6 protein-coding genes are annotated in these 13405 nt (G+C 44.7%); 2 read left to right on the forward strand and 4 right to left on the reverse strand.

Features of this window, described 5'->3' with window-relative positions; translation table 11 throughout:
• The first annotated feature begins 413 nt into the window (after window positions 1-413).
• Window positions 414-3422: a polysaccharide lyase family 8 super-sandwich domain-containing protein gene (locus tag Q5076_RS14715; RefSeq protein ID WP_303014357.1), complete on the forward strand. Its 3009-nt coding sequence runs from the start codon at window positions 414-416 to the stop codon at window positions 3420-3422.
• A gap of 168 nt (window positions 3423-3590) precedes the next feature.
• A complete protein-coding gene (locus Q5076_RS14720; protein ID WP_303014362.1) occupies window positions 3591-7628 on the forward strand; it encodes a hybrid sensor histidine kinase/response regulator transcription factor in 4038 nt (1345 codons plus the stop codon).
• A gap of 95 nt (window positions 7629-7723) precedes the next feature.
• On the opposite strand, the gene Q5076_RS14725 is transcribed toward Q5076_RS14720, so the two are convergent.
• The 4 genes from Q5076_RS14725 to asnS form a co-directional block, all read right to left on the reverse strand.
• Window positions 7724-8929: a glycoside hydrolase family 88 protein gene (locus Q5076_RS14725; protein WP_303014358.1), complete on the reverse strand. Its 1206-nt coding sequence runs from the start codon at window positions 8927-8929 to the stop codon at window positions 7724-7726.
• Window positions 8930-8991: 62 nt separating this feature from the next.
• Window positions 8992-11532: a DUF4962 domain-containing protein gene (locus Q5076_RS14730; protein WP_303014359.1), complete on the reverse strand. Its 2541-nt coding sequence runs from the start codon at window positions 11530-11532 to the stop codon at window positions 8992-8994.
• Between the two features lie 232 nt (window positions 11533-11764).
• Window positions 11765-12256: a DUF4488 domain-containing protein gene (locus Q5076_RS14735; RefSeq protein WP_303014360.1), complete on the reverse strand. Its 492-nt coding sequence runs from the start codon at window positions 12254-12256 to the stop codon at window positions 11765-11767.
• Between the two features lie 139 nt (window positions 12257-12395).
• On the reverse strand, window positions 12396-13405 hold a 1010-nt coding region (asnS, locus tag Q5076_RS14740; RefSeq protein WP_303014361.1), incomplete at its 5' end, for an asparagine--tRNA ligase.

Here is a 13405-nt window from a genome sequence, read left to right on the forward strand (position 1 = left end):
CCGCACTCCTCAATGTACTATGGGATGGAATCTACAAGGATTTCATCCCATTTTCGTATGCATTATTCGTTTCCCGCCATTCAAAGAGGCTAAAAACAGTTTATAATAAACTTAGATACCGTTTATTAAAAACTATCCAAAAGTTTATTAGAAACAGAGAGCTAATTTATTAGAAACAACGTTTTTTCTGTAAGAATAAAGTAATCCTCCAAACAGTATTATTCAAGCCCCATCTTCAACTAGTAAAATAGCAATACATATACAGCATTCATGCAAATTTACAAAAGAAGGATTAAGTTCCTCCTTTTGCAACTAAATTGTTAGAATATGAAATTCTTTAAGCAATTTCTAAAAGCCATTTAGCTTACTTATTCCTACCTTTGCTCCGTGTGAGAACTAAAAGACACAATACCATGAAAAAAAACTTCATCCCTTTTCTGCTTGTATATCTCGTATATTCATGCATCAGTTTTTCGACTTGTGCGCAAGTACAAGAAAAGATATTTGCCACTTATTTTGATATACCCGTCAACAGTGGTGCCGGGACGGAAGTTACGGGACGCATTCATCTGGAAAGAAATAAAGATGTACTGACTTCTCCCATTCCCAAAGGATACAAGTTCGAAATCGTCAGCCAACCTGCCGACGCACTATTCAGAGTGGAAACGCGTTACGATTTGTCCCGACGTATCATGGGAGTACTGGTGGTAGACGAAAAGAAGAATACCGGTTCCATAGCATCCTCCTATCCTATGACGTTAGCCCTGAAAGACGAAAACAGACAGATAGAGAAATTCGACATTACCGTACACATCGCAAAGAACACCTTATGGACACTATTATACAATCGTTACCTGCCCCGTGCAATCAGTAACAGCCGGTTGTATGGACGGACACAATATTCGGACAGCGAAGTGGCATCAAAAATAGATGAATTGGAAAAGAACAACGGATGCTTTGAGGCATTCAGATGCTACACATCCCATCCACAAGATTATAAAGGCAAATTCATTTCCGAGAACACTCACGCCAATACCGGAACCATCGAATACGAATGGGAAAAGGTAGCCAATCAAATCGGAGGACTCGGATATGCCTATGCCACATCGAAAGTCTATGGGCCACAAGGTTTGCCTGACAAACGGAAAGAGTTGCGCAACGCTTTGTATAAAGCGATATTGGCTTATACACTATCCGTTCCCATAGAAGGTAAAGAGGTGGAAATAAACGGGAAGCCTATCGGCAATTGCACAGGGGATGGTTTCAGTCTTCTTCAAGCCAATAAACTGGCGGGCAATCAGATACCTACCCACCAATGGGTACTGACAGACCCGCTGATTGTACCTTCGCTCTATCTTATTCCCGATATAAGAAAAGGGATGCAAGAGAACGACACCACTTGCCTGAAAGTGCATGATGCGCTGATACGCTACAATCAGCTATTTATGTCTATTGTAAAAAAACGTAGAGCAATTGACAATCCCACAGAACGTTGGGGAGAAATACAAGATACGCTTTATTCATCAGGAGCTTGGGCGGACGCCAATCTGGGACATCGTTCACGCACCATGCTGGCATTACCTCTTATCTGGGCTGATTACAACCGCCCGCTGACGTATGTGCAATACTGGTACAGCGATTTCTATAAAGACAAACCATTCAAAGATTTCAGCTTCTCACCCGGATGGAGTCCGCAGGGAGCGATTGGCGATGTCAGCCGATGGATGACTAAATACAATATTCCTGCACACAAATATATTCAATCGGGATTTCAGCCGGATGGCACCATTTCACATCACATAGGACATGCCACTGACGCAGCCATGGTAGCCTACGGATTTGAATGGCTGACGGACTGCAATAATGGTTACTACTATTTCAAAGATACTCCGTTCAAAGTGGACGACCATTATTATCAGTTCCAGCTAGATCGTTTATTGAATGTTTATCCCAAACTGATTTACAAGCAACAGATGGACTTTCTCGTTTCGGGACGTTCCTATCTGGATGATTTAAAGAAATTTGCAGTCAAGCGATACCCCAAGGCTGTCGATGATATGCTGAAAGCACGTAGCAAAGATACACGACTGGCAGGGATAGAGCAATTACAAACTGTCGCCAAGCAAATCAAAGCCAACACACACGAATATTCCGGCACGGACGCTTATTGGGTAAATGAATTTCTCGTCCACCGCCGAGGGGAACACGAACCTGCATTTTATGCTTCCCTGAAATTGAAATCAGAGCGTACGGTTGGTGCCGAGGATTTCAGCAAAGTGCGTAAATCCTGGCATCTGGGATACGGCATTCTACAACTCAAAGCGCGGGGAGATGAATATGCCAGCCGAACTTTGAAGAATTACGACTGGCACGCCCTACCGGGGCTGACAGAAGAGTGGCGCACCGACGCTCTGCCTGCCGGTGGCGGTGCACAGGCATCCTTGCCGGGGATGAACAAAATATCCGGAGTACTGGCTGACGGAAAAACCGGGATGGGCATTTATCATCATCTGCCGAAGGAGACATACAGTTCTGCTACCGCTTTCAAAACCTATCACTTCATCGAAGATAAAATCATCGCATTGGGAAGCGGAATAGCACGCCTTCGCCCGGGACAGGAGAAAGAGATTACTACTTTCATCGACCAGTCTGCTTTGAAAAACGAATTGACATGGTGCATCAACGGTAAGGAGCAAACAGTGAAACCGGAAGAATCCGTAAATATCATCCAAGATATAGAATCTGTCTGCTGGCTTCATCAAGGTGAAAAAGGATACGTTATCTTGCCGGAAACCAAGCTCCAACTCTTGATAAAAACCGGCAAAGAAATAAATACCACAGACCGGGCTATAGCCGACAAGCAACCCAATTTCATTATCGCCCTTAATCATGGAATGAATCCGGGAAGCAGTCTGGACGACAATTATACGTACTATCTGATACCTAATGTCAGCAAAGAGGAAATGAAAGCAAAAGTGAAAAAGCTGCAAAAGGATATTGCCATTGTTCGACACACCGCTTCTGCCCATGCGGTATATTCCAGTAAGGACAGAATCCGGCAATATGCTTTCTTCAAATCCGGCACAATCTCCATAGGTAAGGTTGAAGTAACTTCGGAAGACGCAGCATTAATCATACTTCGTGAGAATGGTGACCACTGGACACTGTCCGTCTCCAATCCCATGCCGGACGGAAAGAAGCAAAGACTGACTTTCCACACCAACATTCCTCTTACGGCAGGAACGTATGCGTATCAGACAAAAGGCATCTATCCGTTGGAGGGAGAAACCGTGACCATCTCCCCAGAGAATGGAGGTACGAAAGTTGTCGTTGAAATACCGGATATAAGGGATGAATTGCGCTACAACTATCAGTCCGACCTTTATGCAGCGTCTCCAATTGTGATTGATATATCAAAATAACGAAGTTTACAGATGGATATTTGGTAGTTGGGAGAAAGATGATTATCTTTACCTTATGTTTGTAACACTCACAATTATCATCCAACACCCATGAGAAACCGACATATGCAAATCAGACTTGCCCTCAAATTCTTTTTTTGTTTCTTATCCGTTTCTATCTGTTATGCTATGGCGGGCGAATCGGGTCGCATCCATTTCCGACGGCTGTCCGTCAACGACGGAATGTCGCAAAATACGGTTCTGGCACTGACACAAGACCATAACGGCAAAATCTGGGTGGGAACCATAGACGGACTGAACTGGTACGACGGTTACCGCTTCGCCCCGCTCTACAAAGATTTGAACGACAGCACCAGTTTGTCCAACAATCATGTATATTCACTCTGCACCGATGCCGAAGGCACGGTTTGGGTAGGCACTTTGACGGGGCTATCACGCTATAATATTGTAGGAAACAACTTCACCAATTACTCTTTACCCGAAGGATTGCCCGTGCAAATATTCGCCATCGAAGACCTGAGCGACAAAGGTCAACTACTGTTAGGGACCAGCAACGGACTGGTTGTCTTCGACAAAAAGACCGGATATATGAACCTTCACCCCCACTTGCAGGGGACAACCATCTATTCCATCTGCCAGATTAACGAAGGGATTCTGCTTGGCAGTTCTTCCGGTATCTATCATTATCGGCCGCAAGATAATTCCGTAGTCCGGATACTCCCCGAATTAAAGAACGAAGCGATTTCATCCGTCGTTTATGACCCGCGAAAACGTACCTGCTGGCTAGGGTCTTTCATCAATGGAGTGTACTCGATGGACGAAAAGTTCCAAATCAAAGAGCACTATCTTTACAACGACCGGCAACGGCAATCCCCCTTCGAATCTGTCCGCACACTGGCACAGGATGACAAAGGCAGAATCTGGATAGGAACCATCAACGCCCTGTTCATTCTCGAACCGGAAACGGGCACGATAGATAAATACACGTTCTCGCATGAAGACGAAAACTCGCTGGGACACAACTCCGTCCGCTCCATCCTGAAAGATAATCAAGGAGGGATATGGGTAGGTACTTTCTACGGCGGACTCAACTATTACCATCCCATGGCACCGGCATTCGATACGATGACCTATTCCGCCTACAAGAATTCTATCAGCGACAACACAGTCAGTTGCATTGTGGAAGATTCCCGCACAGGCAATCTCTGGATAGGAACCAACGACGGAGGACTGAACGAATACGACCGGAAAAAGAATCATTTCACCGTCTATCGGGCCAACCGCAATAATCCGCGTGCGCTGCAATCGGATAATATCAAATGCGCCCTCCCCGATGGGAATGGTGTGTATATAGGCAGCCACGGTGGAGGATTGAGTTATCTGTCCGGTACGGGCGGACAAATTGAAAACTATACTTTCCCCAATGCCGTTTCATTCAACAATAGTTGTTATTCCCTATTGGACGGGAAAGACGGAACGCTGTGGGTAGGCTCCATCATCGGGCTGCACCGTTTTGACAAAAAGACAAAGAAACTGTCCCTGCATCCTTTGGCACAAAAATATCCCCGATTGAACTCTGTACTCATCTCCGTACTTTATCGTGATTCGAAAGACCGGATATGGATTGGTACGGAAGAGAGTCTGTTTGTATATGCCAACGGCAAACTGGAAGAATGGAAGGATTATACTTCCAAAACTCCGTCTCTGATACAGGCTTTCTGCATACAGGAAGATAGCAATCAGCACATATGGATTGGCTCTTCTGTCGGTCTGTACAAGTCACCCGACGGAAGTACCAACAATCAAGCTCGATACTCCACCAAAGACGGACTACCCAACAACTTCATCTATGGCGTGCTGGAAGACGGACGCGGACGTCTGTGGATAACGACCAACCGCGGTTTGTCTTGCTTCGACCCTTCCGAACAAACGTTTCTCAACTACACGGTGCTAGACGGTTTGAGTCACGGACAGTTCAATACCTACGGAGCATGCAAGACACAAGATGGTATCTTCTTTCTGGGAAGTTTGAAAGGTATCACCTATTTCAATCCTTATGAATTTGTAGACAATCCGTTTTCTCCCAATGCCGTTGTCACCGGTGCTACTATCCTGAACCAACCGGTGGTAGACATCAAAGACGGAGTATCCAAATATTTCCAGGCAAGCAACGGAAGATTATTGGGTATGTCCTTTCCTTCCAACCGCAAGTTGTTCAGTATCCGTTTTTCTGTTATCAATTATCTTTCGGGAAGGCGGAACCTTTTTGCCTACAAGCTGGAAGGATTCGATGAAGACTGGGTATCTTCCGCACAGGCTATCTCCCAACGGGGAGCCACTTACTCTAATCTGCCACCCGGAAAGTATATCTTTAAAGTAAAAGCGTGCAACAATAACGGACGTTGGAGCCTTACTCCCACCGAGTTTTTCGTACATATCACCCCGATGTGGTATCAGACGTGGTGGGCGAAGTCGATTTTCGTTCTGCTGATATTGGGAGGAATCGCTTTCATCCTCTATTTCTTCATTGCACGAGCAAAGATGAAAATGCAGATGCAGATTGATCATCTCGAACGGAACAAGATTGAAGAAATCAGTCAGGAGAAAGTCCGCTTCTACATCAATATGTCTCATGAGCTACGCACTCCTTTGAGTTTGATATTGGCTCCTCTGGAAGAACTGACGGAAGAAAAGAATAAGTTTGATGTTCCGGTCCAGCAGAAACTTTCGTATGTCTACAGAAACGGGCGCAAATTGTTGCATCTTGTCAATCAGTTGCTCGATTTCCGGAAAGCGGAATCGGGAGCACTGCCTATTCATGTGGCTATGAACGATGTGGATGAACTTGCCGGAAATGTCTTTGCCATGTTCAGAGAAAATGCGCAGAAAAGAAATATTACTTATCAGTTCCACTCCGATTTGAATGGCAGTCCGCTCCCGATAGACAAGACTTATGTGGAAATGATGCTGACCAATCTGCTCTCCAACGCTTTCAAGTTTACGCCGAATGGTGGAGAAATAACATTTTCTTTATGGAAAAAGGAACATAGCTTCGGATTCAGTATCAAGGATAGCGGCATCGGAATTCCGCCGGAGAAATTATCACGTATCTTCGAACGTTTCTATCAGGCGAACGAAGACCGGAAAGGTAGTGGAATCGGGCTTTCATTAGTGAAATGTCTGGTAGAGAAGCATCACGGTAGTATCAGCGTCGACAGCAAGCCAGGTCAGGGAAGTGATTTCGTTATTGAATTGCCTTCGGACATACAGGAATTTAGTCCGGCAGAAATAGTGAGCCGACAAGAAGATAACAATTCTGAATGGCAGACTTCTTCGTTTGCTACGGAAACGATGGCAGAAGACGGTGAATTTCCGGTAATCGATCCATCTGCCGGACAAGACGGACAAGAGGAAGAACAGTCTCCGAATGATATTACAGAGACTATCCTGTTGGTGGACGACAATAAAGAAATGGTTGATTATCTGAAGAACAATTTTAAATCGAAATATATCACGCTGACCGCCGGAAACGGGGAAGAAGCACTGGCTATCCTGAAAGAGCAGAAGGTGGACATCGTACTTTCTGATGTCATGATGCCGGGTATTGACGGTATAAAGTTATGCGAACTGATTAAGAAGAATATGCAGACTTGCCATATTCCTGTCATTCTCCTGTCTGCCAAAGGGAGCATCGAAGCACAAACTGCGGGTATCCGCATCGGAGCCGATGATTATATTCCCAAACCTTTCTCTATGAATCTGCTGAAAGGGAAAATCAATAATATTCTGAAAGCGAAGCAACGGTTGAGACATTATTATTCGGATACAATCGACATCGATACTGCGAAAATGACTTCCAACACATTGGATGAAGAGTTCATGAGCAAAGCCATACAAATTGTCGAAGAGAATATCGACGATGAGAATTTTACGGCTGATGATTTGGCGGAGAAGTTATTTATGAGCCGCTCTTCACTGTATCTCAAGATGAACTCCGTATCGGGTGAGCCACCGGCCAACTTCATCCGGCGCATACGATTTAACAAAGCCTGCAAATTACTGCTGGAAGGAAGATATTCGATTTCTGAAATCAGTAGCAAGGTGGGATTCAGCTCGGCATCTTATTTCTCTACCAGTTTTAAGAAGTATATGGGTTGCCTGCCGTCGGATTATGTAAAAAATCAGGGGAAGAAGAGGGAAAGCTAAAGGGGAATAGAGATTGTATCAACTAAAAAAGAAGAGAGAGACTGATAAAAATCACTCTCTCTCGATAAAGCACAGTATATACTATGATATGTTAATTAGCTAAATTTCTTCAACTCTTTATAACGTTTCAAGGCTTCCAAAAAGTAGTAATCTGCATAGTTTAGCGGTACATTCACTTCACTGTTGTGCGGAAAACTACCTACTGAATGCAGCAGAATAAATCCTTTGTTCTCCTTTTCCTTTGCCAGATATTCGGGTGAAGAAAGTTGTTTCAGGATATTTTCGGCATATTCTGCATAATCATCGCTCATTTTTTTATCGTCAGTGTAACCATTTAACTCAAGCAGGGCGGATGCGGTTACAGCTGCTGCCGAAGCATCACGGGGAGCATTCGGTATATCGGGGGCGTTGTAATCCCAGTAAGGAATATAGTCTTTTTCTGAAGGACGGTTGTTCATGATAAAGCGCGCAATCTTATGTGCAGCTTCGAGGTAAACGGGATTCTTCGTAAAGCGGTAACACATCGTATATCCATAAACACCCCAAGCCTGTCCGCGTGCCCATGCAGAAGAGTCGGAATATCCTTGGAATGTACCTTTGGATTCCACCTTGCCGCTTGGCACAGAATAACTGACTACATGATAGGAAGTCATATCATCGCGAAAATGATTCTTCAACGTCTTATCCGCATGAGCAATCGCTATATCACGATATTTTGAATTTCCGGTTTGCTCGGATGCCCAAAACAGCATTTCAAGGTTCATCATATTATCAATGATAACCGGATAGCTCCAATCACCAAAGTCCCAGGAACGGATCAAACCTACTTCCGGACTAAATCGAGCACAAAGGCTTTCCGAAGAATTTACCAGAATCTGTTTATCTTTCGATTCCGGTTTCAGGTGGTGAGCATGTCCGTAACTACAAAACATCATAAAACCGATATCATGGTTTCCTGTATAATATTGGATATCTTCCAAACGGTTAGTGTACGTCCGGGCTTCTTTCGCCAATGCCTCATCTCCCGTCAGGTCATAGGCCAGCCACATGGAACCGGGATAGAAACCACTCGTCCAATCTTTGGCATTTTCCAGACGATAACTTCCATCTTCTTTGATAGAACGTGGGAAACAAGCGGTATCCGGCACGTTCTCCAACTGCTCCGCCATGAAAAGCAACTGACGACCAGAAGTTTCCACTGCATTTTCGAACCATTCGGGTGCACCCACTTTGGGAATACTACAAGCGGTCAACAGGCTCATTCCCAAAATCGCAACACACAATTTTCTTTTCTTCTTCATATTTATAGTTTTAGTGATTTATTCTTTAAATTTTGTATTTCATGCATTTCTTATCTAAGACCTTACTTATTACTTCCGGTAAGTTGAGGCTTCCGGTCTATCATTTCCTGCACTTGCCACTCCCCGTTTAGCTTATCAAACAGCATAGAAGATTCTTTGTGAATAGGCTTGTATGATTTTCCGCCAATCAGCGGAGAAGGTTTGCCATAACTGAAGACTGTTTGATTGACGGCATTGAAGATATACAGGCTGGCAGGCTTTTTGGTATCCAACTCAGCCTCAATATCCCAGTTACCACAACGAAAACGATTACCTTCTCTTACCACTTCCACCGCCTTTGTACCGTCGGGATTCACCTGAATCAGTGTCAAAATCCGATTACGTCTGCAAGGGGTGAAGCTGGCAGTGAGATGCCATTGGTTGGCGAGCACTTCACCACGTACAGCTTTCTTCTCGTCGGGAGGTGCTACGAAGCAGTCCGTTTGGGTAATATCGAAATCCTGCCGGCTGAATAATTGTGCCACAGCAGTGAATTGCTTCTCTTCATTTCGGGTGATAAGCTGATGAGTCTGTTCATTGACAGAGAACTGAACCGGACTGTGCAACAGCCAATCCCAACGAACAGGTTTCTTTGCCTCCATCTCATCGTAAATCAATACTTTGTCCGGATGCAACAAGAAGATATGTCTGCGATAAAGAGTAAGCGGAGTCCCCCCAAATCCATTTTCTACAGATTGCTCCAACTGTTGGTTGGCAAAGTTGCGAATCCACATCGGATATTCGCTGACGCCGCAATAGGCATTCGATGCATCTCCCAAAGCGTAGGAAATGTGCTCTCCACCAAGCATGCGCACGATATTACCATAAGCTTTGGTTGAAAAAGGCTGTCCGATGCCGTCCACCAACAGGGTGTTGTGCGCACGGGTATGACGGTAGGAAAGCAAATTATGGGCATCGGCAAAATTCATATAATAACCCGTGGAACCATAGACGGGCACACCACGGAAGTGAAGATTGAACGCATTCTGGTCGGAATGTGTGTGACTGCCCGAACCGAAAGGACTGGAATGAAAGTTAAGACACAGATTATTCTGAAAATCTGTCATCGACGAATTGGCGATCATTTCACCACTATCGTGAAACCATCTTGCCTTCGGTTCGTCTGCCGGAATGTCTGTTTGCGACTTTCGGGATTCCGGTCGCACCATGCGATACAGACGCATTTCATCATCCATTTCATATCTTTTGTCAACAGAAGTGTACCATGCAGAATAGGGGTCTCCCGTCTCTCTTGCCATGAATTCGGCAAATGCACTGCGTACAATCAACGGCTTATCGTTCATCTGCTCGTGTCCGTCACCGAAACTCACACTCTGCGAATGGGGAGGCCAACCATACACCATCGCCTTTCCTACCCCACGATACCAAGGGTGCTGAAAGAAGTCCGTACCGGTAAGATAAGAGAAAAGAATGGGAACGTAGGATAAGGTAACTGCATTGGCACTGAAATAGCAAGTACCGTTTATCCACGTGCCGTCGCGATTGAAGCCGGTGGCAGGGGCACGGGAAGTCCACAGCTCGTAACTGTATTCAAAGAACTCGCGTGCTTCGGGATATTTATCGTACAGCACTAATGAAGTCTGCAATAATCTGCGGAAAGTGAACTGCCATAAATGGTTATCGAATATGTGGTTCTCCATTGAACCTTGGAAGCGAGGGTGGTAATGATTCAGTATCTTCACCATTAGCTGCTCCATCTTAGTGCGTTCGTCAGCCGTGAAGCGTTCATGGCAAGTCTCATACGTGCAGGCAAAAAGATATGCTAAATCCCCGGCATAGAAATCATTGTCCAACTGACGATCGGTCACTTGAGAAGGAAGCAGCCAGCGAATTAGCTGCACCATCTTATTGGCATACACATCTCTTTGCAGCAAGGTATAAGCCGTGTGGAGTTTCTCACAATGAACCACCATGGCGGAGGCATGTTTATAAGGCTGCGTATCTGTGCTATAATCTGCCGCAAGTCCTTGGCGTGCCGAGCTAATCATAAGGTTATATTCGGGATGTGAACACATCTTTAGACGTGCATCCTCCAGCTCATTTTCCAAGAAACAGTAAAGACGGGGATGTTTCTCTGTCATCACTTTCCGCACTTCTTCAAAAGGAGGAGTCACGAACTTAGGAATATCATCGGTAATGGTAAAAGAGTAAGTCTCGCTCCAAGGCATGTTCTCGCCGGATGCACTGACAGAGCGGAAACGCCAGTACCAAGTTCCGGCGTTAAGTACTTGATGTGGATTGAACATGCACCAAGCAATCGATTTGGAGAGCACAGTCGTACTTCCGGAGAAATCTTTCTCCTGGGATAGGGCAAACTGGAGAAAATCCGACTGCTTCATCTTCTGGGGAACCAGTAAAGGAACCGGATTCAAATAAGGTTGATTAAACTCTTGAGGATAAGGTGTCTCACGTTCATTCTCATGGACACGGGAAGGCGTATACTCGCGCGCTTCCAGAACACCCGAAAACGCCAGGCTGCATAAAAACAGCATGCCTATCATTTTCAGCAACACCGGGCACTCACTTTTTTGTGGATTCATCATATCGCATTTATCAGTATTTCACTGGAAGCAAAAGTAAGCGTTACCCGTCAGAATGGCTTTAAATATCTATTTTTTCATCCTCGATTCTATATGTAGCGATGTAGATTTCATCCAAAACTCTTTTGTTTTCGTCCATACCCCGTTTTTATCCACAAAAAAAATGGCGTACTCCCCTTATAAAAAGGAAAAGTACGCCATCATCACCTCTCGTCACCGAAACCTAGCAATTCTTTTATCTCACAATATCTTCCGGGAATTTGGCCGGCATCTCCACCCGTTTCCAAGTTTCATAATACCAGGTATTCAGTTCGTTTCCATTCAAATCATTTTTGATGAAATACTTCAAACACAAATAATCACTATCCTTGATTTCAAATTCGAGAATATTATCCTGATTGTCCAGCATTGGCAGATGGATATTCTTTTCAATACTTTCTTTATAAGAATCATCTGTCAACTGTTTATACGTGCCATATCCGGTTATGATAGCGTCCGCACCGGGAATGATGGTAAAGTTGACGATTCGTCCGTCATGGCTCAGGACTTTAAAGGTATTACTGGGTTTTAATGCTCCCGGAACATCGGGAGATTCCGACACATAATGGCAAAGTTGCCAGATTCCTTTTAACTCGGCCGGTTTGAATTTAGTTTTCTTCTGGGCCGTTGCATCTGTTACCGCCAACAATATCATTGAAAGCATGGTAAAGAAAAAGAGCTTTTTCATTGTCGTATGATTTTAGTTAACACTCTCGAAGGCGTATGTCCAAATATAAATATTTATTTTGAGAATATAACTATCAAAGACATAAAAAAACTCGCATAACCCAAAGATTATGCGAGTTTTACATAAATATACCGAAATATTAGAAATCAGCATTTCTCGGTGTACGCGGGAACGGTATCACGTCACGGATGTTCGCCATACCTGTAACGAATAATAACAGACGTTCAAAACCAAGTCCGAAACCGGAATGAGGACACGTACCAAACTTACGGGTATCCAGATACCACCACATATCCTTCATCGGGATGTGCATTTCTTCAATACGGGTCAGCAGCTTGTCATAGTCCGCTTCACGTTCGGAACCACCGATAATTTCACCGATCTTCGGGAAAAGAACGTCCATTGCACGTACAGTCTTACCATCTTCGTTCTGCTTCATATAGAAGGCTTTGATTTCTTTCGGATAGTCAGTCAGAATCACCGGACGTTTGAAGTGTTCTTCCACCAGGAAGCGTTCGTGTTCAGAAGCCAAATCCACGCCCCAGTAAACCGGGAACTCGAACCTATGGCCTTTCGCAACAGCTTCTTCCAGAATCTTGATACCGTCTGTATAAGGCAGACGTACGAACTCATCTTTCAATACACCTTGCAGACGTTCAATCAAGCCCTTGTCGAACATATCGTTGAGGAACTTCACATCATCCGCACAGTTATCCAACGCCCATTTCACACAATATTTGATGAACTCTTCCGCCAAGTCCATATTGTCTGTAATATCGTTGAAAGCAACTTCCGGCTCAACCATCCAGAACTCTGCCAAGTGGCGGGGAGTGTTGGAGTTTTCGGCACGGAACGTAGGACCGAATGTGTAGATAGCTCCCAAAGCAGTAGCAGCCAATTCACCTTCCAGCTGACCGGAAACGGTCAAACTTGCCTGCTTACCGAAGAAATCATCTTCATAAGAGATAGAGCCTCTCTCGTCTTTCTTCAAGTCATACAGGTTCATGGTAGTCACCTGGAACATCTGTCCGGCACCTTCACAATCGGAAGCCGTAATGATCGGTGTATGGAAATAGAAGAAGCCCTTTTCATGGAAGAACTTGTGAATAGCAATCGCCATGTTGTGACGGATGCGGAACACAGCACCAA

The sequence above is a fragment of the uncultured Bacteroides sp. genome (genome assembly GCF_958445495.1).
In the GTDB taxonomy this organism is placed as follows: domain Bacteria; phylum Bacteroidota; class Bacteroidia; order Bacteroidales; family Bacteroidaceae; genus Bacteroides.

Coding starts and splice junctions, on each gene's coding strand:
- Q5076_RS14715 (WP_303014357.1), top strand. CDS start 414: ATGAAAAAAAACTTCATCCCTTTTCTGCTTGTATATCTCGTATATTCA.
- Q5076_RS14735 (WP_303014360.1), bottom strand. CDS start 12,256: ATGAAAAAGCTCTTTTTCTTTACCATGCTTTCAATGATATTGTTGGCG.
- Q5076_RS14730 (WP_303014359.1), bottom strand. CDS start 11,532: ATGATGAATCCACAAAAAAGTGAGTGCCCGGTGTTGCTGAAAATGATA.
- Q5076_RS14720 (WP_303014362.1), top strand. CDS start 3,591: ATGGCGGGCGAATCGGGTCGCATCCATTTCCGACGGCTGTCCGTCAAC.
- Q5076_RS14725 (WP_303014358.1), bottom strand. CDS start 8,929: ATGAAGAAGAAAAGAAAATTGTGTGTTGCGATTTTGGGAATGAGCCTG.